This window comes from Micromonospora purpureochromogenes (assembly GCF_900091515.1).
Lineage (GTDB): Bacteria > Actinomycetota > Actinomycetes > Mycobacteriales > Micromonosporaceae > Micromonospora > Micromonospora purpureochromogenes.
In genome coordinates this window covers 3,488,672-3,515,417 of record NZ_LT607410.1, presented here as the reverse complement: position 1 = coordinate 3,515,417, position 26,746 = coordinate 3,488,672, and the positions used below count along the sequence as shown (strand labels likewise).

The 26,746-nt window shown below is 76.2% G+C and carries 17 protein-coding genes; all 17 read right to left on the bottom strand.

Annotated elements, in window-relative coordinates; genetic code table 11:
* Positions 1-81: 81 nt before the first annotated feature.
* From GA0074696_RS16230 to GA0074696_RS16150, 17 genes are read right to left on the bottom strand one after another with little or no spacing between them, the layout of a single operon-like run.
* The gene (locus GA0074696_RS16230; protein WP_088961878.1) at positions 82-3,516 is read right to left on the bottom strand and encodes a DUF6519 domain-containing protein; all 3,435 of its coding nucleotides are present in this window, start codon (positions 3,514-3,516) and stop codon (positions 82-84) included.
* On the bottom strand, positions 3,513-5,636 hold the full coding sequence (locus tag GA0074696_RS16225) for a phage tail protein (RefSeq protein WP_088961877.1): 2,124 nt from the start codon (positions 5,634-5,636) through the stop codon (positions 3,513-3,515). Before GA0074696_RS16225 ends, GA0074696_RS16230 begins: the two co-directional genes overlap by 4 nt.
* The gene (locus GA0074696_RS16220) at positions 5,633-8,092 is read right to left on the bottom strand and encodes a putative baseplate assembly protein (RefSeq protein WP_157745971.1); all 2,460 of its coding nucleotides are present in this window, start codon (positions 8,090-8,092) and stop codon (positions 5,633-5,635) included. The genes GA0074696_RS16225 and GA0074696_RS16220 overlap by 4 nt, the downstream gene beginning before the upstream one ends.
* Positions 8,089-10,467, bottom strand: coding sequence for a baseplate J/gp47 family protein (locus GA0074696_RS16215; protein WP_088961875.1), 2,379 nt, complete (start codon positions 10,465-10,467; stop codon positions 8,089-8,091). The genes GA0074696_RS16220 and GA0074696_RS16215 overlap by 4 nt, the downstream gene beginning before the upstream one ends.
* Complete coding sequence (locus GA0074696_RS16210) at positions 10,464-10,826, bottom strand: GPW/gp25 family protein (RefSeq protein WP_088961874.1); 363 nt, start codon at positions 10,824-10,826, stop codon at positions 10,464-10,466. Before GA0074696_RS16210 ends, GA0074696_RS16215 begins: the two co-directional genes overlap by 4 nt.
* On the bottom strand, positions 10,823-11,167 hold the full coding sequence (locus GA0074696_RS16205) for a hypothetical protein (RefSeq protein ID WP_088961873.1): 345 nt from the start codon (positions 11,165-11,167) through the stop codon (positions 10,823-10,825). Before GA0074696_RS16205 ends, GA0074696_RS16210 begins: the two co-directional genes overlap by 4 nt.
* Positions 11,167-11,670 carry a phage baseplate assembly protein V gene (locus tag GA0074696_RS16200; protein WP_088961872.1) on the bottom strand — a complete coding sequence of 168 codons (504 nt, stop codon included), beginning with the start codon at positions 11,668-11,670 and terminating at the stop codon, positions 11,167-11,169. The genes GA0074696_RS16205 and GA0074696_RS16200 overlap by 1 nt, the downstream gene beginning before the upstream one ends.
* Entirely contained in the window at positions 11,667-12,818 is a 1,152-nt protein-coding gene (locus GA0074696_RS16195; protein WP_088961871.1) for a hypothetical protein, read from the bottom strand. The genes GA0074696_RS16200 and GA0074696_RS16195 overlap by 4 nt, the downstream gene beginning before the upstream one ends.
* Complete coding sequence (locus tag GA0074696_RS16190) at positions 12,811-13,239, bottom strand: hypothetical protein (RefSeq protein ID WP_197700720.1); 429 nt, start codon at positions 13,237-13,239, stop codon at positions 12,811-12,813. Before GA0074696_RS16190 ends, GA0074696_RS16195 begins: the two co-directional genes overlap by 8 nt.
* Positions 13,236-13,892, bottom strand: coding sequence for a hypothetical protein (locus GA0074696_RS16185; RefSeq protein ID WP_088961870.1), 657 nt, complete (start codon positions 13,890-13,892; stop codon positions 13,236-13,238). Before GA0074696_RS16185 ends, GA0074696_RS16190 begins: the two co-directional genes overlap by 4 nt.
* Positions 13,889-21,421 (bottom strand): eCIS core domain-containing protein, encoded by a 7,533-nt coding sequence (locus GA0074696_RS16180; RefSeq protein ID WP_088961869.1) that lies wholly within the window; start codon positions 21,419-21,421, stop codon positions 13,889-13,891. Before GA0074696_RS16180 ends, GA0074696_RS16185 begins: the two co-directional genes overlap by 4 nt.
* Complete coding sequence (locus GA0074696_RS16175) at positions 21,418-21,660, bottom strand: hypothetical protein (RefSeq protein WP_157745969.1); 243 nt, start codon at positions 21,658-21,660, stop codon at positions 21,418-21,420. Before GA0074696_RS16175 ends, GA0074696_RS16180 begins: the two co-directional genes overlap by 4 nt.
* Positions 21,657-23,492: an ATP-binding protein gene (locus GA0074696_RS16170; protein ID WP_088961867.1), complete on the bottom strand. Its 1,836-nt coding sequence runs from the start codon at positions 23,490-23,492 to the stop codon at positions 21,657-21,659. Before GA0074696_RS16170 ends, GA0074696_RS16175 begins: the two co-directional genes overlap by 4 nt.
* The gene (locus GA0074696_RS16165; protein WP_088961866.1) at positions 23,492-24,778 is read right to left on the bottom strand and encodes a DUF4255 domain-containing protein; all 1,287 of its coding nucleotides are present in this window, start codon (positions 24,776-24,778) and stop codon (positions 23,492-23,494) included. Before GA0074696_RS16165 ends, GA0074696_RS16170 begins: the two co-directional genes overlap by 1 nt.
* Complete coding sequence (locus GA0074696_RS16160; protein ID WP_088961865.1) at positions 24,775-25,533, bottom strand: hypothetical protein; 759 nt, start codon at positions 25,531-25,533, stop codon at positions 24,775-24,777. The genes GA0074696_RS16165 and GA0074696_RS16160 overlap by 4 nt, the downstream gene beginning before the upstream one ends.
* A complete protein-coding gene (locus GA0074696_RS16155) occupies positions 25,530-26,228 on the bottom strand; it encodes a hypothetical protein (protein ID WP_088961864.1) in 699 nt (232 codons plus the stop codon). Before GA0074696_RS16155 ends, GA0074696_RS16160 begins: the two co-directional genes overlap by 4 nt.
* Positions 26,225-26,743, bottom strand: a complete 519-nt coding sequence (locus tag GA0074696_RS16150; RefSeq protein ID WP_088961863.1) for a phage tail protein — start codon at positions 26,741-26,743, stop codon at positions 26,225-26,227. The genes GA0074696_RS16155 and GA0074696_RS16150 overlap by 4 nt, the downstream gene beginning before the upstream one ends.
* Between the last annotated feature and the right edge of the window lie 3 nt (positions 26,744-26,746).

Genomic DNA, 26,746 nt, shown 5'->3' with positions numbered 1-26,746 from the left:
CGCAATCCGCAACCGTGCTGAATGGCAGTCACCGAAAGCGTAGGGCGGCGCGGAAGCCGGCGCAGTCACCCATGTGACAGCTCAGCTCACGTTGCCCGCGTTGCGCGCTCCGCCCTCGACCCGGATCAGGCCGTCCATCGACACGTTGTCGGTCACCGACCAGAGGCGCTTCGCCGGGGCGCCCGACCAGAGCGGGTTGACCATGATGCCGGGGTTGCAGTTCTGCACCAGGTTGTCCCGCACGGCCAGGATCGGCCCCCCGGCCGCGAACGCCCAGATCCCCAGGCCGGTGCCGCCGGAGACGGAGATCCGGTTGTCCGAGACGAAGACGTTGCGCATGCTGCCGATCTTGATGCCGCGGATCGTGCCCTCCCCCCGCCACCAGGCCTTGACCAGGTGGATGTCGTTGCCGGTCACCCGGATCGTCCGGCCCTGGATGGGCGGACCGGGGTGGTACGACACCCCGATGTGGACGCCCTCGGCCACCTGGTCGAAGCGGCAGTCGGAGACCTCCACGTCACCGACGGCCGTGCCGCCGCCGATCACCACCCCGCAGGCCCCGATCGACGCCTCGGCCGCGGCCGCCAGTTCCTTGCGGTACCCGGCGGCGTACCGGTCGCCGAACGCCGGCTCCAGCAGGATCCGGTCGGCGACCGAGCGCAGGTGCTTGGCCGCCGCCGACGGCGTCTGCACCGGGCGCGACGGCGGCGACGCGGCCAGCGCCGCCTCCCAGGCGCCCTGGGCCAGGGCGGAGTCGAAGCGCAGGCTGGCCCCGGGCGCCGGCAGGGCGACGTCCCGCCGGTCCCGGGCGATGTCGTCGGCCCTGCGCACGTTGACGCCCTCACCGACCAGGTAGTCCCGCAGCGCCTTGCGACCCTCGTCGGTGTCGAAGATCCGTCCGGCGGCGTCGCCGAGGCGGCCCTTGAGCGAGCTGAGCTGCCGCTTGTAGCTGGGCAGCCGGCTCGGGTCCGCGGCGGCCAGGTCCGCCAGCCGGTGCAGGTACGCCCCGGCGCTCTGGTCCGAGCGCAGGTCCTCCGGCGTCGGCGGGTTCAGGGCGGCCAGGGTCTTCCACTCGCTCTCCGGGACCGTCGAGTTCATCCGTACGCCCCACTGTCCGACCCGGACCACGGTGTTGAAGTCGCCGCGTTCCAGCCGGTCCGCCCGGTCCAGCGCCAGCCGGCCGACCAGCTGGGTGGCCAGTTCGCCGCGGAACTTCTCGTCCTTGACCAGCTCCTGGAGGGTCAGCGCGAGCGGCCGGGGCGGGGTGCTGAACCGGCACCGGGTGACGACGGCGTGGTCCGGGTTGACCAGGAGCACCCCCTGCTGGCCGTGACCGATCAGGAAGTCCGAGTCGAGCACCCGCACCCGGCCGGGCGGGGTGCCCTGGTCGTTGCGCACGGTCAGGCAGGTGCTGCGCGGCGCGGCGCCGGCGACCCCGGCCAGCCGGACGTGCTCGACGGTCACCTCCGTGCAGTTGATCGCGCTGACCGGACCGAGCCGTCCGGAACTGTCGGCCGGGCCGGGGGTCTCCACGAACAGGTGCGACAGCGACACCGAGCCGCAGTTGGCGAAGAGCAGCGCGTACTCGTGGCCCTGCACCTGGATCCGGCTCGCCGGCCCGCTGCCGAGCAGCCGGATGTTCGCCCGGTTGCTGAAGGTCACCGGCGTGTTGCTGGTGTAGAGCCCGGGCGCGAAGCAGATCAGCGCGTCCCCGGCGGGCAGGGTGTTCAACGCCTGCACCCAGTCGATGCCCGGCCGCAGGGTCAGCGTCGCCCAGCCGCCCGTGCTGGCCGCGGCGAGCTGGTTGATGGCGGCCTGCACGGTGGTCGCCCCGGCCAGCGACGGCCGCCCGGTCGGGTCGTACGACACCCGGTCGGCGCGGGAGAGGCCTGCGGTGAAGGTGAGCGGCAGGTGGGCCGGCTGCATCGCCTCGTCCAGGAGCTGGGCGGTGACCTCCTGGGTGGCGGTGCCCGAGTCGAGCTGCCAGGCACAGCGGGCCCGACCGTCCGTACCGGTCTCCACGGTGACCGTGCTCGCGGTGGTCGCGCCGGCGGTCAGCTTCCCCTGGCCGATGGTGACGGTGAACCGCACCCGCGCCTTCGCCACCGGTTGCCCGCCCGTGGACACGCCCGCCGCCAGGTCGTGGCCGAGCGGCACCAGCGTCGCCGGGCTGTTCGGCACCGGCACGGCCTCCTGGCCGTCCCCGCCGAGCAGGCTCAGGGTCAGTTGACCGATGAGCGGGGCGAAGACCGGGCGGCAGTCGCGCAGCACGCTCCACTGGCTGCCGTCGTACCCGAGGACGCCCAGCCGGCCGTGGGCCCGGCGCGGGCCGTGCGGGGTCTGCGGCACCGGCGTCGTGCCGGTCCTCGGCCACTCGACGTCGTGCACCGCCGAGCGGGCGGGGAAGGACCACCAGTCCCCCGTCCGGTAGCTGCCCGCCGCGCCGAACCGGATCTTGATGCCGAGTTCCAGGTCCAGCTCGGCGCCGCCGGCGGGGACGGTGCCCCGGCCGTCCCAGCGGCGCACCCGCGGCCGCCGGGGGAAGTCGGCGCGGTTCAGGCTGCCGGTGGCGGTGGCCGGGCGGATCACGATCCGGTCGCCCTCCACCCGGTCGACCTGCACCAGGGTGCCCGGCGTCGCGTTCTGCTCCCGGGTGTCGTCGGTCAGCTCCACCCAGGACCCGTTGGCGAAGCCCGCGCTGCCGTCGCGGCCGGGCACCTTCACCGTCAGCACGTCGACGTCGATGCTCTCCCAGGTCGCCACCGTGGAGCCGTTGTCCCGGGACCACACGTAGGTCGCCGCGCCGGGAGCGCCGCCGGCGAGGATCTCCACCCGGTAGCACTGGTTGTCCAGGCCGGTGTACGGGGAACCGGTCGGGATGACGCAGTCGCCGCCCGGAGCGCCGGTCGGATCGGCGCGGACCGCGAGGGTGCCGGTCGAGGCGGCGGTCAGCTCCGCCCAGCCGGGCGGGGTGTCGGCGCAGCCCACCGGGGTGTTCGGCGGGCCCGCCTGCACCAGCCGGACCTGCCAGACGGTGCGCAGCCGGGTGGCGGTGTCCGGGCCACCCAGGGCCACCTCGCGCAGGCCGGCGTCCTCGATGGCGGTGACGTGCTGCGACCAGGCCTGGAGCCAGGCCACGTAGACCCCGGCGGGGACGGCGGCGCCGGCGGCCAGCCAGGCGCCGTCGAGCTTGCGCACGAACGGGCCGGCGGCCGGCAGGTCGGGCTGGGCGAAGACGGAGACCTGCGCGTCGTTCTCGCAGAGCACCCCGTCGAGGTAGTAGCGGCCGGCCGACAGCTTCAGGTCGCCGCCGCCCCCGGTCAGCGCGAACGCCCCGTTGGTCAGCGGCGCCCCGGCCGGGCCGACCAGGTCGGTCAGCGCGGTCGTCCGCAGGTGCGCCTGGATGTCCTGCTGCTCGTTCCAGTCCGCGTCCAGGTCCACCCGGCCCTGCTGTTTGCGCACGCTCGTCGCGTGCCGCCGCTGGTCGAACGTCGAGCGGCTGATGTCGCCCTTCATGGTCTGGTTCCTCCGGTCGGCAGCACGGGCAAGGGAGATGCCACCCGCCCCAGCGGCAGGTACTCCCGCAGGGCGAGGGCCAGGTTGTTGAGGCGTTGCGGGGTGAGCGCGCGTCGGAACGCGCCCATCTCGGCACCGGACTCCGCGCCGGTGCGCAGCTCGGCGGCGGCGGTCTCGGCGAGCCGGCCGTACGTCGCGTCCCCGTACCGGGTGCTGGCGAAGGCCGGCCCGACGCGGGTGGCCACGTCCGGGTCGCCGGGGTGCGCCTGCACGGCCAGGTCCGGCTGGCAGCGGTAGCGGCGCGGGGTGACCGAACCGGGCCGCAGGTAGCTGAACCGCACGTACCCCTGCTGCCGGCGGGCCACCGTGACCACGCCGTCGAGCAGGCAGTCCGTGGCGGTCAGCACCCGCGCGCCGGTCGCGCCGAGCACGGTCACGCCGGCCAGCTCGACCTCCGCGTCCGCGGCGCCGATCCCGCCGTGCACCAGGGTGTCGGTGACGGTGAGCGGACCGTCGCCGACGGCCAGCGACCCGGTGACGCACCGGTGCAGCGCCACCTCGACCCGCTCGTTGCCGGCCGCCACGGTCAGCCCGGTCGCGCCGGGCCCGACGGTGCAGTGCCGCAGCTCAAGCCGTCCCAGCCCCGGGCCGCCGGCGGACGGCGCGACCACCGCCACCGGGCCGGCCACCAGCAGGCCGTCGACGACCAGCTCGCCGGGGCGGTCCCCCGCGCCGGCGCCGGTGACCGACAGGCCGCCCAGCAGGCAGGGTCGTACGCCGACCGGGTCCAGGTCGGTCTGCCGGCGGGGCCGGTCCGGCGGCCGGGGCCACCGGGCGGCCAGCAGGGTGAGCCGGCTGCCCTGCCCGATGCGCACCGCGACCGTCTCGGCGTAGCGGTGGCTGTCCAGCAGCACGATTCGGCCGGCGGTGCCGGGATGGGCCGCCTGCCAGTCGTGCCAGGCGGTGACCGCCTCGCCGAGCGAGGCGACCACCTCGCCCGCGCGGGGCGGCTCCGTCGCGCTCACCCCGAGCTGCCAGTCCACCGGGCCGTCGGCCGCACCGAGGTCACCCCGGCGGGGGTACGGGCCGGCGCCGACGTCGGCGCTGAACGCGTACCACCAGGAGAGCGCCAGGCGGTGCACCGGCCGCCCGGCGGCGACGGTGACCCGGCCGAGCACCGGGTCGACCCGGACCAGGCTGCCGGTGGGCAGCTCCCACCCGGTCAGGTCGCAGATCCGCAGGTGTTCCAGGGGTACGGCGCGCAACTCGTCCGCCGCGGTCGGCTGGATCCACACCACGAAGGAGGGGTCGTCCTCGCGGAACCAGCGCAGCTCCTCCGGGGCGGGCGGCGCGGCGGAGGCCAGCGCGGCCAGCTCGTCGCGCAGCGGCCGGCGGCGCAACGGGCCCGGCACGTTCGCCTCGTCGGCGCGGTGGTCGATGTCCGGCTCGGTCACGGTCGGCCCGGTCAGCTGCCGGCCCATCCCGACCGGCTCGATCCACCACCGGCCGTCCGGCGGGTCGGCCGCCGGGGCGGCGGTGGCCCGGTCCAGCCGGTACGACGGCAGTGGCCACACGTACATGCCGATGTTGGGGATGTTCGGCCGGCCCTGGCCGGCGCCCATCGCCCGCACGTCGACCGTGCGGCAGACCGGTTCGAACGGCCCGCCGACCAGTTCCAGCGGCCCGGCGTCCCGGATCGCCGCGGTGGCCGGCGCGGTCTTCGGGTGGTTGACGTGCTGGGTGATCACCAGCCGCTCGAAGAACTCGACGGCGGCGGTGCTCCAGCCGGTATTCGCCCGGGTCAGCTCCTCCAGCGCGGCGGCGGTGCCCTTGCGGCGCCGGAACCGGATGGTGTCGGCCACCCGGGCCCGGTCGGAGAAGGCGGCCGCGTCGGGCAGCGGGTGCAGCCGGCCCGTGCCCACCAGCTCGCCCAGGTAGGGCACCACCCACTCGGCGCAGGTCTCCACGAACCAGTCGTCGGAGAGCTGGTCGACGTCGGCGCCGAGCAGGGCGGCCTGCTCGGCCATCACCTCGACCAGGGCGCGCAGCACGCCCCCGGCGGCCTCGTCCTCGCTGCGCAGCGCGGCGGGCAGCAGCCCCCAGATCTCCTCGGCCCTCACGATGCCTCCAGCAGGGTGACGTCGCCGGCGTCCGCGGTGAGCAGGTCGGCGGGGAGCAGCAGGTCGCCGGCGCGGCGGGCCGGCGCGGCCACGATCACGTCCGCCAGGCCCGGGGGCAGCTCCGCGTCGTGCAGGAGTTCCAGCACCACGCCGGCCACCCCGGACACCCGGTGCAGCAGGGCCTGCACCTCGCTGGCGCGTACCGGTTGGGCGTAGTCCCGGGCGTCGAAGGAGAGGCCGGCGACCAGGGCCGCGCGGGCCGCGGCGGCGACCGCGACGAAGCGGTGCCCGGGGGCGACCAGCAGCCGGGCGGTCACCGCGACCCGGCGCCGGCGGTGGCCGAGGATCCGGACCGGCACGGCGGGTTGCCGGGCGGCGTCCAGCGCGCGGAGCAGGTCCGTGCGCAGTTGCGCGCCGTCCGGGATCGCGGCGCCGTCCGGCCCGGCGACGGTGAGCAGGACGATCTGCCGCTCGCCGTCCCAGACCAGGTCGGCGCGGGCCTTCCCGACGCCGGCGAAGGCCCGCGCGAAGTCGGCGTGGTCGTCGAGGGAGACGACCCGGCCGAGGGTACGCACCGCCAGCGGCGCGTTGCGCCGCGCCCGGTCCACGTTCTCCGGGTCGTCGGCGCCGGCCGCCGGGACCGGGTTGGTGACCTCCATCAGGCCCAGCGGGCGGGACAGCGGGATGGTCAGCCGTCCCGCCGCCAGGTCGGCCGACCGGCCGATGCCGGACCGGTAGGTGGCCACCACGTTGTCCTGCCCGGTGGGCAGCCGGGCGCCGGTGCGGCCGTCGCCGAAGGTGACGGTGACGGTGCCGTCGTCGGCCCGGCGGACGGTGTAGACCCGGGCGGTGGGAGCCTGGCCGAGCAGCGCGGGGACCTCCTGCCAGCGGACCCCGTCCACCCAGACGGCCAGGGTGGTGCGCGCCCCGCTGGCGGTGGCGGCGGGTACGTGGGTCAGAGGCGCGTGCCGGAGGGTGAACCGCTGAAACGCCTGCCGGGCGTCGCCGCCGCCGAGCACCTCGGCCCGGCTCTCGCCGTGCGTCGCCTTCGCCACGTTGCCGAGCAGCCGGACGCTGTCCCGCCGGTAGGCGTGGGCGATGGTGCTGTCGAGGTCCACGGTGGACGAACCGCGGACCCGGAGCACGGTGACCACCTCGGAGACCGCCGCGCCGGTCGGGTCGACGCCGGTGAGCACCAGCCGGCGGCCGGGTTCCAGGCCGGGCGTCGGGCGGGCCAGCTCCAGGGTGGCCACCTTCGCCAGCGGGGCGGTCTCCGGTCGCGGGGCCACGGCGAGTTGCCGGCTGTCGCCGAGCACAGTGGTGCTCCGCCGGGAGAACGTGTTCGAGTCGCCGCCCGTGACGGTGATCCGGGTGCTCCGGGCGGCAATGCCGAAGTCCGCCACCGGCACCTCGGCCACCGCGCTCACCCAGCGCACCTGCGCCGCCCCGGCGGTCTCCAGCACCACCCAGGAGCCGGCCAGGATCGCCGGGTACGACTGGTCCAGGTGCAGGTCGCGGTCCGCGGCGGCGAGCGGGGCGTCCGCCCAGCTGTCCTTGCAGGCGGCGTACGCGCCGGGCAGCACCTGGTTGCTGGTGCCCGGGTTCAGCTCGCCGACCCGCAGCGCCACCGGCAGCGCCGACCACGGCTGGGCGTTGAAGCCGAACAGGGCGGCCCGCTGCGCGAGCAGGTGCACCTGCACCCCGGTGACCCGGGGCCGCAGCTCGACCGGGAGGACCTGCGCGGCCAGCGGCGCGTCCAGCGTCACCACCGTGTACGCGGGCACCACCTGCCGGCCGTCCCCGCCGGCCTGCGGCGCGGGCAGCACGGCCGTGGCGGCCCGGACCCGCCGCACGTCGAACCAGTCGGGGCCGAGCACCAGCAGCACGCTGCCGGCCGGCAGGACGGTGTCGGCGCCGGCCAGCGTCAGCGTCTCGTCGCCCGGGCGGGGCGGCCGGGGCTCGGTGACCCGCAGCCCCACCGCGTTGAGCTCCGGCCGGGCGACCAGCGGCTCGACGGTCTCGAACACCTGCGGCAGCTCGCCGGGGCCGGGCACGCTCTGCGCCTGGCTGCCCGCCGGGATCGGCACCCCGTCCGGCGCGCCGGGGGTGGCGGTGACGGTGAACGACAACCAGGTCGTCGCGGCGACACCGGGCCGCAGCTCGTACCCGATGGCCCGGGCCAGCATCAGCACCGAGCCGCGCTCGCCGGCGGTGCCGAGGAAGCCCTCGTTGGCGATCCGCTCCTGATAGAAGGCGAGCACGTCCAGGGTGGTCGCCCAGGCGTGCAGCAGGGCCACGGCCGGGTCGTCGACCTCGCGGGTGGTCAGCCCGGCCAGCTCGGGGCGGGCGCCGAGCCGGGCGAGCATGTCGGCGGCGAAGTCCGCCTGCCGGCCCAGCCGGTAGTTCACGCTGCCCCGGCCGGGCGGGTTGGGCCCACGGCCCGCTCGTGTCGTCACAGTCCACCCACCAGGTCGAGGTGCAGGATGCCGTGCTCGGGCACGCTGGGATCGTTGTCGAGGCGGATCACCTCGGTGTCGCCCGCGCGGAGCACCCGCGCGGTCAGCTCGCCGCCGGGCGCCACCCCGACCGGGTGCAGCTCGGTGACCCGTACGTCGGTGACGCCCGGGACGGTGACGGCCGCGGCGAGCAGCTGGCTGAGGTAGAGCGGCGTGCCGAAGCTGAACCGGTCCGGGTGGAAGAAGCCCCGGCTCCCGTCGGGCAGGTCCCGGTCCGAGAAGAGGTCCAGCAGGGCCCGCCGCACGTCGGAGCGGAACGCCCCGGGCGTGACGCACACCCACAGCCGCAGCTCGACCGGCAGGTCGACCGGGTCGCGCAGTTGCAGGTCGTACCCGGCCACCCGGAACCGGTCCAGCCGCCCGGCGAGCCGGCGGGCCAGCCCGGGCTCGCCGGCCAGCCGCTGCCCGCCGCGCAGGTCGAGGGTGAAGAACACCGTCCACCAGGAACCGGTCCAGCGGATCCGGGCGGTGGCGTTGTCCACCTCCGGCAGGCGCAGCGCCGCGGCCACCCAGTCGGCGGTGGTCACCGCCCGTTCCTGGGTTCCGAAGGCGACCGGGGCGTGCTGGCGGGCGTGCTCGGTGTCCTCCGGGTCGGTGCCCCCGACGGCGGGCAGCGGGTTGGTCACGGCCAGCACGCCGGAGCGGTCCGTGACCAGGGTGGTCAGGGCGTCGTGGCCGAGGTTGCCGGCCGCGCCGCCGCCGCGCCACCAGGTCACCTCGAACACCGTGCCGGCCGGTGGGCGGCGACCGGACACGTCGTCGCCGAAGCGCAGGACGACCCGGCCGTCGCCCTCGCGTTCGGGCACGAACCCCTGGTCGAACCGGTCGGCGTTGAGCAGGTCCCGGCGGGGCCGCCAACTGCCCTCGGTGGTCTCCAGCCGGATCAGCGGCAGCGCGGCGCGCGGGTCCTGGGTCAGCGCCTGACTGGCCGGGGTGTCGGCCGGGAACGGGGTGGCCGCGGCCACCGGCTCGGCGGTCAGCAGCGGTCGCCAGCGGGTCTCCTCGGCGGGCGGGAGCTGGCCGCGTACTCCGATGGCGTGCTGGGCGGCCACCACGTTGGCCCGGGCGACCGCGCAGGTGACCAGGTGGTCGGTGCCGGAGCCGGCCACCGGTGCGGTCACGGTCAGCGGGAAGGCCAGCCGGTCGGCGGCGCTCCAGCCGACCTCCAGCACGTTCACCCGCGCCACCGGGTCGGTGCCGGGGCGTACCGAGGTCAGCCGGACCACCTGCCGCCGCGTCGGGTCGGCGTCCGCCCGGCGCCCGGTTGCCGGCGAGACCACCTCCTCCAGCAGCAGCAGGTCGCCGGGGGCCAGGCCGGTGGCCGGCTGGTCGAGCAGGGTCGCCCCGACCGCGCCGGCGGGCAGGCAGCAGTCCCGGCCGCCCCAGACGTGCAGGGCGATCTCGTTGCGGCTGGCCCGCGGGGTGAGGGCGGTCAGCGTCTCGAACCCGGTGGCGCCGCCGGCCAGCAGCGCCACCGCGTCGGCCGCCGGCACCGCCGGGGTGGCCCGGTCGGCGGCCAGCACCGGGGTGCCCGCCGGGATGCCCTGGGTCTCGGCGTCCGAACCGGCGGTGACCCGCACGCTGAGCCAGGCGCGGGCGGCGCAGCCGTCGTGCACGGCGTAGTCGAGCAGCCGGGCGTGCCGCCGGACCGAGATCCGGCTGCGGGCGGTGCCCAGGTACGCCTCGGTGCCGGCGGCGTCCTGCCGGTAGGAGAGCCGGTCGGCGACGTGCGCCAGCGCCTCCACCACGGTGATCAGCGGGTCGGCCGGGTTGCGTTCCGCCCAGCCGGGCAGGGCCGCCACCCGGTCCAGCATCAGCCGCCGGAACCCCGCGTAGTCCTTGGCGAGGTAGTCGGCCGGCGCGCCGGCCGGGCGGGGCGCCGGCCCGGCCGGGGCCGCCGGGGCCGGGTCCAGGTCGCTCGGGCAGTTCGCCTTGAAGGAGAACGTCGCCTCCGCCAGCACCGGGTCGAAGCCGGCCGGCACCCGGTCGTCCACCGCCGAGCGCACCAGCCGCAGCGTGTACGGGGAGAAGTCGCCGGCCCGGTCCACCCGGACGGTCAGCTCCGCGCCGGCGGCGGAGACGCTGAGCACCCGTACGCCGGTGATCCGCACCCCGCCCTCGACGACCACATTGCCGGCGGCCGGCGCGGCGCCGGTGGGCACCCCGTCGGGCTGGCCCGGCAGCGGGTGCAGGAACCCCACCCGCAGCAGCTTCTGGTCGGCCGCGTCCACCTCGACCCAGTCGATGCCGTTGAACCCGCTGCCCGGCCGGGCCACCTCGGCCCGGCGCTCGTCGTCGGTGCACCGCACGGTCATCTGCTCCCCCTCACGATGGCGACCTCGGCCGGCCGGCCGGTGGCGCGCAGCCGGTAGCCGACGTGCACCCGGACCGTGGCCTCCGCCAGGTCGACCCGGACGTCGTCGACCTCGATCAGCTCGCCGAGCCAGCGCTGCAACGCGCTGCGCGCCTGCAACTCGGCCGCGCCGACCACCGCCTCGTCGACCGGGGCGAAGAGCAGCTGGCCCAGGCCGGCGCCGAAGTCCGGCCGGTTCACCCGCTCGCCGGGCGAGGTGAACAGCACCGCCTCGACCAGATCCGCGACGTGCCGCTGCGGGCTCGCCAGCCCGGAGCGGCCCCGGTTGTCGGGACGCCAGGGAAAGGCCGGGTAGGTCACGACGCCACCGCCCTGATCTGGAAGCCGGCCACCGTCGGTGGCCCCTGCGGGATGCCCTCGGCGCTCACGCCCAGCCCGACGCTGACGGCGAGCATCGCCGGCTGGCCGTTGACCAGCACCCGCGCCGCCGGGGTGGTCCACTGGATCCGGACGCAGGGCTGGGGTTTGGTGCCCGCGCCGACCGGCACCTGGAACGGGCAGCCGGTCACCGGATAGGCGTCGGCGGCGGTCACCACCGGCAGGCCGCCCACCAGCACCCGGGAGTTGCCGGTCTGCGGGGTGACCGGCCCGGCGTGCGGGCAGGAGAGCACGGCGCCGACGTGCAGCAGCGGGCCGGGCATCAGGTCACCGTCAGCGCGGTCTGGTTGACGGCCACGGTCGGCCCGACCAGGGTGATCGAGGCGCCCTTGCCGTTGGAGATGACGATTCCGGTGTCGTTGATCGAGATCATCGCCCCGGTGAGCGTCTTGAGCAGGATGCCGCCCGCCGGGCCCGGGGCGTCGGAGACCATCACCGTGGCCTGCCCGGGGGTCTGCAGCACGATCGGCGGGGTGGGTGGCGGGGCGGCCGACACCAGGGCGGGGATCTCCGCCTTCGAGCCGTACCAGCAGCCGGTCCAGATCGGGTGGTCGGAGTCGCCCTGCTCGAACTCCACCCAGACCCCGGTGCCGGGCAGCGGCACCGCGTACATGCCGGACTGGATGCCGGCCAGCGGGAAGCAGGGCATCGCCCAGGTGGACGGCGGCAGCGTGACGTCGGGAACGGTCACCTGGATCCGGCCCTGCTGCAACGGGTCGACGTGGTTGACCACCGTGCCGCGATACTTGCCGTAGTACCTGGTCATGCGTCGACCCTTCCCGAGGTGGAGATCTGGGCGTTGCGGCTGAGGTTGAACCGCTGCTTGACCTCGCCGGCCTTGACCGTGGTGGTCACGCTCTTCACCACGTACTCGCCGTCGTAGGCGCGTCCGGCGCCGCGCACCCCGACCAGCCGGCGGCACCGCAGCAGGCGGCCGTAGCGCAGCACGTCCAGCGAGCCCGAGCCGGTGATCACGTTCGCCGACTGGGCGGCGCGGGCCAGGCCCCGGGCGAGGGTCTGCACCACGTCCATCCGGGCGGTGGCGTCGTCGGTGCGGCTCGGGTCCGACCGGCCGATGTTCATCCGCCGGTACGACAGCGGGATCGGGATCTTGCGGCCCAGCGGCGGATTCAGCGGGCTGACGTCCGGCACCGGCAGCGGGATCGGCACCCGGACCTGCTCCGGGAACGCGGTGAGCAGGTAGACGGTCTTCTGCACCCCGTCGAACGAGAAGGACAGCGACTCCACGTTGGAGAAGGCGTCGGCGTTGACGGTCAGTGCCGGCTGCGCCTGCCCGGCCCGGACCTCCGGCCCCCAGTACGCGGTGTTCATCCCGGGCGTGGGACCCGGCTCCACGTAGAAGGTGTAGCCGACCTCGTCGGCCAGCTGCGACACGTACGCGAAGGTGGTGCCGCGCACGGCCGGGACCCGCTGGATCGGGTTCGGGGCGAACACCAGCACGCTGGGCACCAGCATCGGCACCACGCCGTACGCGGCGAACGGCGCCAGCAGGGTGAGCACCCGCGCCTCGGCGGGCATCGGCATGGGCAGGCCCGACAGGTCGATCAGGTCCATCATCTGGCTCACGTCGACCCCGGTCAGGGTCAGCGTCGACGCGCCGGCCTCGTTGCTGCGGGCCACGTCGTGGCGGGTCACCACGCCGTCGGAGAGCACCTGCGGGCGGCCGTCCAGGTGCAGGACCAGCAGCACCCGGGTCGGCGGGTCGAGGCTGCCGTCGGCGAGCATCCGCTCCACCAGCGAGCCCCGGCCGAGGGCGAACCGCAGCTGGAAGCCGGAGCGCTGGCCGGCGTTCTGGGTGACCTGCGCCTCCTGCAACGCCTCGATGAGCTCGTACGGGGCGGGCCGGAAGGTCAGCGGCCCGAACAGCAGTTGCAGCCGCACTCCCCTAGGCATCGCCGGCTCCGGGGAACCCCTCGGGCAGCGCGACCCGGACCACCCGGCCCGGCTGCTCCAGCTCCGCCGTGTCGAACGCGCCGTTGGCGTCGCAGAGCTGCCAGAACGCGGTCGGGTCGCCAACCGTACGGGCGGCCAGCAGGTCGACCCGGTCACCGTCGGCCACCTGCTCCCAGCCGGCGGTGGCGAGCCGGTCGGCGGGCGGCACGAACCGGCGGCGCAGGTGCACGACCTCCTGCCCGGTGTCCGGGTCCACGGTCACCGCGGTGCCCACGGTGGCGTACCGGCTCTCCGGCGCGATCGTGCCCGCCCCCGGTACGCCGGCGGTGCTACCGCCGGTCGCGGCGAGCAGCGTCTCGGCGACCCGGCTGCGGGCGGCGACCAGGGCCGGGTCGGTCTCGGGTGGCAGCGGCGCGGTCACGGCAGCCGGTCGATTCCGAGGTCGGTCAGCCGGCCGCCGCGCGCCCGGCCGGCGAGCTGTTCGAGTTGCTGGTGGGCGGCCATGGCGAGGCCACCGGCCCGGCCGGCGGTGCCGACGTCGTTGACCGTCAGCACCCGCAGGCCCAGCCGGATCTTCGCGCGGATGGGGTTCAGCATCGGGTCGAACGCCTCCTCGGTGATGGTCAGCTCGGTGATCCGTACCGGCCAGAGCCGGCGCCGCCCGAAGGCCAGCAGCACCAGCGGCGCCGGTGGCGGCACCACCTCCAGGGTTCCGGCGGCCAGCAGCGCCGCGGCGTCCTGCACGGCGGTGAGGCTGGGATAGGCCAGCGACTCCAGGGCGGCCAGCTGCGCGGTCAGGCCGAGTTCCACCGCGTCGGCGCTGGACCGCGGTTCGGCGAGCTGGTCGGCGGCGTCCAGCTCGGCCTCCAGGGTGAGCGTCTGCACCGGCGGTCCGGTGATCCGCAGCGCCTCGCCCTTCGCGCCGCCCTCGGCGCCGCCGGTCTTGAGCTGGAAGCCCCGGGTCAGCGCGTCCGGGTTGTACTGCAGGGTGATCACCCGCCGGGTCCGGCCGCTGTCCGGGTCGAGGACCACCAGGCCGGCGCGGAGCAGGCGGGGGCTGAGCGGACTGGTCACGGGGTGCCTCCTGTCGAGGGCCGGCGCCAGCGGATCCGCTCCGCGACGGCCCGGGTGATCCGGCCCTGCAACTGCCGGGGGTTGAGCCCGTCGAAGGTCAGCGAGGCGTTGGTCAGGTCGGTGACCCGGATCTGGCCGGTCTGCAGGCCCAGGCCGGTGAAGAGCAGGTTGACCCGCGCCACGGTCGCGCTGCTCAGGGAGATGGGCCGCAGCGCCCCCGGCTGGTCGCTGCCGTCGGCCGCCCGGCTGATCCCGCCGCCGATCCGCAGGCCGAGCAGGGCGTCGGGGGCCAGGACGATCTCGTTGGCGCCGCCGAGCGGGAGAATGATCTCCCGCGGGTTGTTGACCGACAGGTCGGCGTCGATGTTGCGGATCGCCAGCCGTCCGGGCGGCGACGGTTGGTCGCTGCGGACGTCGGCGATGGTGTGCAGCAGTTCGTCCCGGGACTCCGGGGTGGGCCGCAGCAGCCGGTTCAACCGGATCAGGTGCTCTTCCCGGGCCGGCCGGACCTCGCCGGTGGGCAGCCGCCAGCGCAGCAGGTCGATGTTGGTCGGCTCCTGCGCGCCCGCGGCCTCCGGCGCGAAATTCGGCATGACCACCCGGTAGACCAGCTCGTCACCCTCGACGATGAAATTCCCCGGTGTCCACCACGGCAGCGCGCCCGTCATCCGCCGGTAGTCCAACGCCCCGTCGTGGAAGGCCAGCCGGGCCTCCCAGGTCCGCTCGCCCCAGACGAATCCGGAGTGCACCAGGTCGAAGTCCAGCCGGCCGTTGAGGCTGTCGAGGACCTCGCTCAGGTTGTACGTGTTCAGGATGCGCAGCAGTCCGTCCCAGGCCGCCGCCATCTCACGGCGGCGCTGCAGGCTGGTGGTCGGGGCGGGGGTCGGGCTCGGCCCGCCGCCCAGCAGCATGCCGAGGTCGAGCGCGAAGGTCGCGTCGCGGATGTCCAGCGAGGGCAGCTCGCCCGCGCCGGAGGTGATCTCGTGGGTGAGGTCGCCGAGCAGCCCGCGCTGCACGAAGACGTACAACCCGATGCCGTGGTCGACGAAGGTCAGGCCGCTGATCTCGCCGCCGGTGGCGGTGACGGTGGCGGGCGGGGACCCGGCGCTCGGGCCGAGGCCGGCCCCGCCCTGCTCGTAGCCGATGGCGGTGAACCGCAGCCCGTACTCCGGCCGGCCGGCGGGCGCGCCGAGCAGGCGCAGCTCCCGCCGGGCGTCGGCGGTGACCTGGGCCCGGATCGCGGTGAGGGTGGGCTGGCGCAGGTTGAGCCGCAGGCCGCCGTGGTCCAGGAAGTCCACGGTCAGCCCCGCCGCGCCGAAGTCGGCGGTGCCGCCGGAGAGGAAGGTGCCGATGTCGAAGCCGACCCGGGGTGCGCTGATCGCGCCCAGGTCCAGCCCGCCCATGATTCGCATGCCCTGCGCGGTGTGGGTCGCCTCGACCAGGAAGCCGTCCAGTGGCGGGGTGGGGCGCAGCCGCAGCTCGCCCAGGACCATCTCCCGGTCGGCGGCCAGCCGGATGGTGGTGCCGTCGCCGAGGTCGACCAGCAGCCCGCTGGCCCGGGTCTGCCCGACCACCAGCTCGCGCAGCAGCAGCCGGCGGAACCGCCCGCCGGGCGTGCCCGGCGGGTGCAGGTCGATCCGGGCCCGCGCCCGGATGTCGAGCAACGTGATGGCGCCCTCGCCCGGCCGGATACGCAGGCCCAGGGACTGGCCCTGCCAGTTGAGCGCGTCCACCGACACGGTCGCCAGCCGCAGCCCCGGGCCGCCGTTGGCGCCGATGTCGATCCCGTCCGGTCGGATGCTGACCAGTCCGGTGTCCAGGCCCTCGAAGTGGACCTGCTGGGTGTGCTCGCCGGGGGTCGGGCCGGTGCCCAGGTGCCCGGCCGCGCCGGTGACCCGGGCCTCGACGTGGCCGCCCCGGCCGAAGGCCAGGGTGATCTGGGCGGCCGACAGCGCGGCGTCGACCCGCAGCGCCGCGTCGACCCGCCCGGCGATCTCCAGCCGGGTGGCGCCGGTGGTGATCCGGCCGGCGACCAGCCCCGCCGCCCGCGACCAGCGCAGGCCGCGCACGTTCACGTCGAGGACCTCCAGCGGCGGCAGGTCCGGCTGCCCGGCCGGGGTGGGCACCGGGCGGCCCAGGCCGATGTCCAGCACGCCGCTGCGGTAGCGCAGGTCCCGGCTGGTGATCCGGTCGATGTGCAGGCGCTCGACGAGCAGTTCGGCGTCGCCGGGCGGCCGGACCTGCCCGTCGGGACCGGTCCGCTCCGGGGCGCTGTCCCAGCGGCCGGTGACGGTGAGACCGTCCAGCACGGTGGGGCCGTGGGAGACGATCCGGCCGTCGCCGGCCCGCCAGTCGATTCCGGACAGTTCGATGCGGGACGGGCCGATGTCCTCGAACCGCAGCCCGCCGGCCTGCTCGGTGACGATCCGGCCGCCCAGCCCGGCCCGGCGGACGGTGACCGAGCCGTCGGGGGTGCGCAGGGTGGTGTCGGCGAGGGTGACCCCGCTGAGGGTGATCTGCTGGCTGTCCGTGGGGTCGCTGAGGATCCGGCCGGTGGCCGGGTCCACCCGGTGCGCGCCGGCCCGGATCAGGTCCACCGTGACGGCGGCGGCGGCCGGGCCGACGGGCTGGCCGCCGACCGTGCCGGTGATGGTGGTCGGGCCGCCCTGCAGCGCCCGGGACAGCACACTGAACCGGAGCTGGTCGAGCTGGCCGATGCTCAGCCGGCCCGAGTAGGTCATCTCCTCGCCGGAGAGGTCCAGCTCCAGGTCCTGCACCCGGACGCCGACCAGCGCGCCGGAGACGACCTCCACCGAGTAGCCGGGCGCCGGGTCGGTGACGTCCATGCCGATCCGGTCGGCGTCGATCCGGTCGATCACCATGGTGCGGATCAGCGCGCCCCGGACCTGTCGGCCGGTGGCGGCGGGCGCGGTGCGGACCAGCACGTCGAGGCTCATCCGGCCGATCCGGGTGCTGCCCCGGGAGTAGAGGCTGCGGGTGGCCGACCGCATGGTGACCCCGGTCAGCTCGGTGCGTTCCACGACCAGGTCGGGCAGGCGCAGGTCGTCGCCCTGCGGCACCACCCGGCCGTGGATCGCCTCGCCGGGGCTGCCGTCGGCGCGGGCGGGCGCGGTGAAGGCGATCCGCCCGGCCGTCGTACCCGGGCCGGACAGCCCGGTGACGGTGAGGTCGCCGACGCCGAAGCCCACGGCGGCCCGCCCGGTGGGCAGGCCGGCCTCGGCGGCCGGGCCGCTCAGCTCGGCGGGGAGCAGGCCGCCGCCGGCGACGTCCAGGTCGGCGCGGGCCCGCAACCGGTGAGCCTCGATCCGCTCCACGATGGTCGCGCCGCTGCGGACGTCGGTGGCCGTCACCTCGGCCAGCCGGATCTCGGCGCCCAGGGTGGCCGGGTCCAGGGCCGCGCTCAACCCGCTGACGGTCAACCCGCCGACCGACAGGCCGAAGTACCGCCGGGCCCGTTCCCGCAGCTCCTGGAACTCGCGTTCCTCGGCCGCGCTGCGGTGACCCGGGACGTACCGGCCCGCGGCGTCCACCGGCTCGGCGGGGCGGGCCGCCAGCACGCGCAGCCGGTCGAGGTCGGTCAGCCAGCGGGTGAGCTCGGCGCGGCGGGCCGCCCACTGCGGTTCGTCGGGCAGCGCGCCGAGCTGGGCGGCGACCTGCTCCCGGGTGGGCAGCTCGGCGGCGGTGACCCGGAGCGCGGGCTGCCCGTCCGCGCCGGGCAGCAGTCGTACGCCGGCGGCGGTGACCGACGCGGTGCTGCCCCGGGCGAGGGTGGCGGCGTCCGGGGCGGTGCGGTCCCGGCGGAACCGGGCGATCAGCTCGTCGTCGGGCAGGTACTCGCCCGACCGGGAGGGCACCGAACCCTCGGCGTGGATGGGGTCGATCTCCAGACCGGCGGCCTCGACCCGGCCGGTCAGCCCGGTCACCCGGATCCCGCCGATGTCCAGGGTGCCGCCCGCCGTCTGGCGGAGCTGGTCGGAGAGCGCGACCAGGCGACGCCGTTCGGGCTCGGTCAGCGACTCGGCGTTCCAGCGGTGTCGGGCCTCCAGCCGGTGCAGCTCCCGCTCCAGCGGCTCCAGCTCGGTCAGCTGCCTGGTCACCCGGCTCAGCCGGTCCTGCAACGCGGCTCGCTCGGCGACCGTCGCCCGGCCGAGCCGTTCCCGCAGCGAGTCCTGCTCGGCGCGCAACCGGGCCGGCAGGCTGTTGCCCAACCCGATCAGGGTCCGGCCGACCTCGATCCGGCCGACCTGCTGCATCCCGGCGAAGGAGAGCCCCTCGGCGGTGGCGTTGGCGAAGCTGACCCGCAGCGAGTGCAGCATGGCGACGGCGTCGGTGGCTCGCTCCCCCACCGTGCGCGGCGGGCGCATCACCCCGTCGGTGAGCAGGCCGATGGTGGCGTTGGCCAGCGGCGTGAAGATCTCCCCGGCGCTCAGCGAGGCGAACTGGCGGGCCAGGAAGGGCGCCCCGGCCGTGTACGGGGCGAGCAGCGCGTCGCTGATCTTCGACAGGAACGGCAGGCCGCCGTAGAACGAGATCACGTTGTGCAGCAGGTGGATCAGCGGGTCGATCAGCGGGATACCGATCCAGCCCCGTCGGCTGGGCTCGGTGACGTCCTCCCGACCGGTCGCCCCGGCCCGGAAGGCCAGGCTGGACAGGCCGAAACGGGTCAGCCCGAGGATCCCGCCCGGCAGCGAGTCGCTGGCGTAGACCACGTCGGAGACGCTGAGCCCGGTCATCCCGGCCTGCGCGCCGACCGGCCGCTCGTAGCCCCGGTCGGAGAAGGAGGCCACGATGTCCAGGCCGGTGAGGACGACCCGGCCGGTACGCAGGGAGCTGCCGGTGAACGTCCGGTTGAACCCGTCGAGCTCCAGCCGGGGCAGCCGGACGCGGAGGATGCCCTGCCGGGCGTCGACCGACGCGGACAGCCGGTTGGTGTGCGCGCGGTCGGTGTCGCTGAGCCGGGCACCGCCGAGGTCGCCGCTGATCCACTGCGCGTCGTGCAGGTCGAACTCGCGGAGGGTGACCTCCTGGGTGAACATGCTCAACCCGGTCCGGCTGAGGAAGAGCAGCTTCAGCCCGACCGCGACCAGCCGGGCCAGGTCACCGACCACGGTGGGCGCGTCGTCGGTGCGCAGCGTCTCGGGCTCGAACGAGGGCCGCAGCCGGGCGTGGTAGAGCCGCAGCTGGTCGACCAGCTCGCGCAGGCCGGGGACCTGGTCGGCCCGGACGTCGCGGGAGCGCAGGAACACCCAGCGGCGGTCGTCGAGGGCGTACAGCTGGACGATCATCGAGCGCAGCTCGGTGGCCCGGTCCGCCCGCCACAGCCGGTCGTCGCGCAGCCGGTCGCGGAGCTGGTCGCGGGCCTCGATCCGGCGCGGGCCGGAGATCGCGGTGACCGCCAGGGAGGCCCGCATCTGCGGGGTCATCGCCGAGCGCATCCGGGCCCACCGGTCCGGGTCCTCGGCCTCCAGCCGGGCCTGGTCGGCCACCGGCAGGTTCCGCACCAGCTGGAAGGCGAGCCACGCCTCGCGCGGGTTGACCGCCCAGTCGGTCAGGCCCAGGGCGAGCAGCTGGCGGGCCTGCCGTTCCAGGTGGGCGGGGTCGCGCAGGGCCAGCAGGTCCAGCACCTCGGTCCGCCACATCTCGTGGGTGAGGTGGGCGTCGGGCAGCGCGTCGAGGATCCGGTCCAGGTCACGCAGCGCGTCGAGCCGGTGGACGGCGGTGCGCAGCGTCTCCCGGCCCCGGGCGGCCGCCCCGCCGGTCACCGCGCCGGTCGGTTGGTCGAGGCCGATCAGCCGGCGGACCAGCGCGACCGCCCGCGTCCCGTCCAGCCCGGCCTGCACCTCCCGGTGAATCTCCTCGACGACCCGACCGGCGTCGACCTGCCCGGCGCTGCGGCGGGCCGGGTCGAGCGGTTCGGCGAGGCTGCCCACCCCGGTGTACCGGCCGCCGAGGATGTCCTCGGCCGGGATGTTCTCCTCCAGCCGGGCGAACCACCGGCCCTGCTCCAGCCGCCGCCACCGGTCCTGCGCGGCCAGCGGCAGGCTGCGCACCAGCAGGTACGCGAAGCGGGCCTCGTGGTCGCGGATCGCCCAGTCGAAGACCCCGTACGACAGCAGCCCCTCGATCCGGGTCAGATTCTGGTGCTCCTCCCGGGCCGCCAGGACGACGAGCAGCCGGGGGCCGAGGGTCGCGCCGATCCGCTTCTCCTCCCACGGCAGGTCGTCGAGGAGCATGTCGAGCCGGCCGGCCTCGTCGAGCCGGCGTACCACGTGGCGCAGCCGCGCACCGGGTTCCGGCGGCCCGGCGGTGGCCGTACCCGCGCCGGCCGCGCCGCCGCTCGGCGCGGTGGCGGCCGTGCCACCGGCGGTGGACGGCGCGGTGGCGAGCGCGGCGAGCAGGTCGAGCGCCGCGGGGGCCCGGTGCTCGCCGATCAGCCGCTCGGCCCGCCGCGACACCGTCCGCAGGTCGGCGTCCCCGTCCAGCCGCCGGCTCTCGTCGTCGACCCCGCCGAGCGCGGTGAGCTGCGCCCGCAGCGCGGCGGCGTCGGTGCCGCGCGGCGTCCGCTCGGCCACCAGAGCGTGGAAGAAGGCCTTGCGGTCGCCGTTGAGCAGTTCCCGCAGGACGCTGTCGCGCAGCGCGCGCACCACGTTCAGCGCGGTGCGCCGCTCGACCGGGCCGAGCCCCTCGGTGCTCAGCCCGTGCACGTTGCCGGCTTCGAGGACCCGCAGCAGGTAGGGCGTCTGGCCGCCGAGCGCGGCGAGGGCGGCGCCCGGGTAGAGCCGGTGGTGGTCGTCGTCGAGGTTGCGGGCCAGGTCTGTGCGGCGGTTCGCGGGCAGGCTGTGCACCAGGTTGCGGGCGACCAGGAAGGGCATCGTGTCCAGCACCCGCAGGCAGCCCCGCACGTCGTCGCCGGAGACCCACAACCCGTCGAGCAGGTCGATCAGCCGGGCCCGTTCCGCGCGGTAGCGCCGGTCGACGGTCTCGCTGAGCTGCGACTCCAACAGCCCGGTCTCGGTCTCGCTCGCCGCCGCCGTGGTGGCCGGGGGCGACGGGGCGGTGCCGACGGCGCCGGTGTCGGCGGCGACCGCGCCGGTGGGCAGCCGCGCCGCCGGCGCCCAGAGCGGCCGGCCGGCCGCGGCCGCCTCGGCGAGCTGCCGGGCCTCGGCCTCCGGGTCGGTCCGGTTCGGGTACGCCCCGGGCGCCGCGCTCGCCTGCGCCAGGTGCCCGAGTTCGTGGGCCAGCAGGGCCCGCCCGGTGGCCCGTTGCGGGTCGAAGCCGGGGGCCAGGTAGAGCGCGCCGTCGGCGAAGAGGCCCCGGACGCCGTGGTTGCCGGCCCGGCGCCCGGCGTCGCCGAGGTGCACCCGCACCGCGTCCGGCCGCAGGCCCAGTGCGGGAGCCCACCGGCCGACCATGTCACTGGTCAGCGCGGCCAGCGCCGCGTCCCGCGCCGGGGCGTCGTCCCGGTCCGGGGCCGGCGCGGCGTGGACCGCCGCCTCGCGCTCGGTCATCGGCCCGGCTCCGGATATCCGGGGCGGCCGAGCCCGGCCCAGATCGCCTCGGCCAGGGCGGCCGGCAGGTCGGCGTCGGAGCGGGCGCGCAGCGGCCCGGGCGCGGGGGCGGTCCTCGGCAGGCCCCGGTCGGTGAGCAGCCTGGTCAGCGCCGCAGTCACGGCGGCCGTGAGCGCGGCCGGGTCGGGCACCTCGACCCCGGTGAGGACCAGCTCGCGGACGTGCACCTCGATGTTCATGTCCACAGTCCCGGGTCCGCGGGCCGGTCGTGCTTGGCGTACTCGGCGGCGACCGCGTCGAGGACGTGTCGCATCCCGACCGGGGCCCCGTCGCCGGACGCGACCAGCGCGGCGCGCAGGGCGATGGTGTGGATGTCCCCGCCGGTGAGGTCCAGCTCGGCGAGCCGGGCCAGGTCGAGGCCGTCGGTGGCCAACCCGGCCGGGAAGGCTTGCCGCCACAGGTCGGCCCGCTCGGCCTGGCCGGGGTGTCCGAACGGGACCACCACCCGCAACCGGCGCAGGAACGCCGGGTCGATCGCGGTGCGCATGTTGGTGGTCAGCACCGCCACGCCCCGGTACTGCTCCATCCGTTGCAGCAGGTACGACACCTCGATGTTGGCGTACCGGTCGTGGCTGTCCTTCACCTCCGAGCGCCGCCCGAACAGCGCGTCGGCCTCGTCGAAGAGCAGCACGGTGCCGCCGCGTTCGGCGGCGTCGAAGATCCGGCGCAGCTGCTTCTCGGTCTCCCCGATCCACTTGCTCACCACGGTGGCCAGGTCGATGCGGTGCAGGTCCAGGCCGAGCGCGCCGGCCACCACCTCGGCGGCGAGGGTCTTGCCGGTGCCGCTCGGCCCGGCGAACAGCGCGGTGACGCCCAGCCCCCGGGCGGTGCGCTGCCCGAAACCCCGCTCGGCGAGCAGCACCCGGCCGGCGGCGGCGGCGGTGAGCTGGCGCAGCTGCTCGCGCGCCGGCGCGGGCAGCACCAGGTCGTCCCAGCCGGCCCGGACGGGAATCCGCTCGGCGAGACCGTCGAGGTCCCGGCGTACCCCGGCGCGGACCAGGTCGCGGGCGGCGGTGACCGGATCGGCGCCGGGCCGCCCGGCGGTGGCGAGGATGTCGCTGTGCGCCAGGTCGAACTCGCGGGCCAGTGCGGCGGCCGGCCCGCCGGCGCGGCCGGGCAGCACCCGCCGCCACAGCTCCCGCTGCTCGTCGCGGGTCGGCCGGTCCACGACCGGCCCGACGCCGACCCCGTGCAGCGGCACGGCCCGTGGGGTGGAGACCAGGACGTCACCGATGATCCGGGCCAGCAGGTACTCCACGGTGGTCAGCAGCTCGGGCGGCTCGTCACCGGCCAGCTCGACCACCAGGACCGGGTCGGCCAGTACCACCTCCCGGTTCCACAACCGGGCGAAGGCGTCCCGGTCGGTGACGGCGCGGGGCAGGTCGGCGGCGGACACCCGGTGACCGGTCCGCCGCACCGTGGCGACGGCCAGCGCGACCACGTCGGTCCGGTCGGCCCGGTCCGGCCCGCAGATCCGCAGCGCGCGGCGGCCGGCCTGCCACGCCTCGGCCAGCTGGGTGGCGGCCCGTCGCCGGCTCGCCGGCAGGGTGGCCGGTGGGGCCGGCAGGTCCGTCAGGTAGGGCCGGAGCCGCTCGTCGAGGTGGCCGACGCCGCGCACCTCGTGCAGAATCCGCTCGTCGGGGCGGACCGGGGCGTGCGGCAGCGGCCCGTCACCCAGCTCGACCAGTCGGGCGGCGCGCAGCGGCCGGTCGGCGGCCAGCGCGTCCCAGTGCGGGCCGGGCAGGGTGTCCAGGCACCACGCGAAGCTGGGCGGGCGGTCCAGCAGGCCGAGCTCCCCTGCGACGGCGGCGACCAGGACGTCGCGTTCGAATCCGCTGAGCCCGAAGCCGGCGGCGATCCGGTCCAGCGCAGGGCAGCCGGCGGACGGCGGGTCCGCCGGTTCGCCCTTGAGCAGCAGCCGGATCCGGTCCACCTCGGCGGGCAGCCCGTCGTCGGCGGTGGCGGCGACCGGCGGGGCGGGCCAGCGGGCGGCGGGGCGCGGGGCGGGCATCACAGCACCACCGACGGTCCGGTGTACCGGCCGGCGGGGTCGGCGGTCAGCGGGCTGTCCACCCCGTCCACCCGCAGCCGGGCCAGGTACGTGCCGGCGGGCAGGTCGCGGAAGCCGAAGCGGATCCGGTCGGTGCTGTCGGCGCCCGGCGCGACGCCGTTGCCGGTCGGTCCGGGCAGCACGGTGCCGGTGCCGCCGGTCAGCGCGAGGGTCACCTGCTGGGTCGCGCCGACGGGTGGGTCGACGGTGACGGTGACCGCGCCGGTGCGCAGCGGCACCCCGTCGACGGTGCGGGTGGAGTCGACCACCACGTCGGCGGGCGCGACGGTGATCAGCGGACGGTAGGTGACCGGCACCGCGTCCGAGCTGAGCGCCGGCCGGGGGCTGGGCGGGTCGCCGAGGTCGACGGCGTGGGTGACGACCAGTCCGGAGATCCCGGCCGGCACCGGCCGGTCGAAGGCGGCCAGCGGCACCCGCAGCTCCCCGGCGGTGGCGGACGCCGGGCTGGCGCTGGCCGCGCCGATCCGGATCCGGGTGTCCCGGCCGGTCAGGTTGCGGCCGGTGACCACCAGGGTCGCCCCGGCGGTGACCGGGGTGCCGGTCGGGCCGTCCGCCCGCACCTGGTCGACCTCGGGCCCGGCGACGTCGACGGTGCCGGCGGTGACCGCGCGCACCGGCAGCGGTTCCCGCGCGCCGCGCACCGGGTCGATCAGCACCACCGAGACGTCGAAGAAGACGCTGGTCCGGTACGGCGCGCTGAACGCCGACCAGAGCCGGAAGGTCTCCTCCCCGCCCGGACTGTTGGTGGTGGCGATCCGCAGCTGCTCGAACTGCTCGGCGAGGCGGGAGTCGGCGACCGGCGCGGGCAGGGTCGCATCCGGCGGGTCGGGCGCGAGGGACCGGCGGATCGCCGTGCGGGTGAGCACCGGCGTCTCGTGCAGCATCGCCAGCAGGTGCCCGAGCAGGATCTCGCTGGTCAGCGGATCGTGGCCGTAGACGCTCGCGACGTAGTGCAGGTCCACGCCGAGCGGCGGAGCGGCCACGTCGTCGCCGGCCGCGTCGCGCGGCGGCGGGCCGAGGTTGGCCCAGGACGGGTTGCGGGTGACCCGGTTCAGGAACAGGTTGACCTGGTTGCCCTCCTGGTTGCCCACGGTCACCCGGTCGGGCGGGCCGGCGGACACGGTGACCCCACCCACGGCCGAGGAGGCGCCGGTGGCGCGCAGGTAGGCCATCAGCTGGCCGCGCAGCACCGCGGTGACCGCGGCGAGGGCGTACGCGGTGCTCATCGTGGCCCTCCCGGGTCGCGCAGGTAGGCCTCCAGCTCGGGGGCCGGCCCCGGCTCGGCGGCGGGCGGCGGGGTGGCGGGCGGGACCGGCGGGCCGGCGGCGGCGACCGGGCGGTGGCCGGGGGCGAGCCGGACGTCGATCCGGCCGATGTGGACGTGCACGGTGGGCCGTTCCGGTGCCCGGACGGCGGCCCGGGTCACCGGTGCGACGCGCCCCGGCGGAGCGGGCGGCCCGGGCCGTACCACGGCCGCCGTGACCGGGGGCGGTGCCGGCTGCGGCGGCGGGCCCGGCGCGGCGGGCGGGGGCGGCGGCTCGATCGGCCCGGCCGGCGGGGGCCCGGTCACCACCCGGTCGAGGGTGACCTCCCGCAGCACCCGGGTCGTCTCCTCCCGGGTGACCGGCTGGGGCGCGGCCGGACGCGGCAGGGCCGCCTCGCGCGGCGCGGCGGCGGGAACGGCCGGCACGGCCGCCGGAACCGGCTCGACCGTCGGCGCGGTGGCCGCCGCCGGCCGCCCGACCGGCGGCGCCGGCGCCGGTGCGGCGGCGGGCGGCGGGGTGCCGGGCGGCGCCGGCGGCACGGCCGGCGGACGGGTCGCGGGGCGCGGTGGGACCGGGGCGTCCCGCTCGATGTCGTACGCCTCGAACCCGCCGCCCGCCTCGGGCTGCTCGGGTTCGAACCGGCCGAGGATGCGCGGCTGGAGCCGGTGCGCGCTGCCCACTGCCAGGGCGGCCAGCGCGGCCAGGTAGCCGGTCATGGCACCTGCTCCAGGTACGCGGCCCGGCGGTGCGGGCCCAGGCCGAGCACCTCCGCCTCCGACCAGCCGTACGCGCGGGCCAGCCGGTGCACCTCGCCGAGCAGCCGGCGGACCCGGGCGTCGGCGGCCTGCCACGCCCAGGCGGGCAGGTCCAGCAGGGCCTCGGTTCCGGCGCCGCAGGCCGGGCAGGTCAGCGCCACGGCGACCACCCCGAGCGGGTCCCGCTCGGCCATCGCGGCCGACACGGCGGGCAGCAGCTCGGCCGGCTCGGCCACCGGCGGCTCGGCGGCGACCAGACAGCTCTGGAGCAGCCGGCGCTCGGCGGCCGCCCGGTCACCCGCGCGCGCCGCCTCGGCCAGGTCGGCCGGGGTGGGCAGGCGCAGCGTCAGCCGGTGACCCCGCCAGTCCAGGGTGAACGTACCGGTCGGCGGTTCCGGCGCGGCGGCCAGCAGCTCGGCCACGGTGAAGCCCACCTCGAGGCATTCCGGGCAGGCCGGACAGTCCATGACGGTCTCCACCCGCCCACCGGTCCAGTCCCCCGCGGTCCGCAGCAGAAGGGCCGCCACCGCACCGACCGGCAGCCGCTCGGCGTCGGGGCGGCCGAGCAGCACCAGCGGACGGTGTGCCGCCGGCCGGTCGAGCGCGTGGTCCCAGGCGGAGACCAGCTCCGCCTCGGTCAGCCGACCTCCGGTCACGACCCGAGCCGGGGCTCGGCCGGTTCGGCGACCGCCTCGTCGCGCTCCCAGCCCTCGTTCTCCAGCTTGATGTGCTCGATCGCCACCGCGTTGGCGTTGGCGTCCAGCTCCGGCAGTGCCTGGTACTCCGACACCCAGCACCGGAACAGCCGGTACGACTGGGCGACCTGGCCGGCCTCGTTGAGCAGCTCGATGGTGATGTCCCGGCGGAAGTCGGCCAGCGACACCTCGGAACCGAGCCCGGCGTGCAGTGCCCAGATCTTCCCGGCCCACGCGGCGAACTCCGCGTCGTGGGTCAGCCCCCGCTCCAGCGTCACCGCCTCGAACTCGCTGCGCCCGGGCGACTTGCGGCTGGTGGACGGGTCACCGCCGTCGCGGTGCTTGACCACCTCGGTGGTCCGCTTCAACGCGCTTACCTTGCTCACCCCGGCCACGTACCTGCCGTCCCACTTGACCCGGAACTTGAAGTTCTTGTACGGGTCGAACCGGGTCGGGTTGACGGCGAACTGCACCATGAC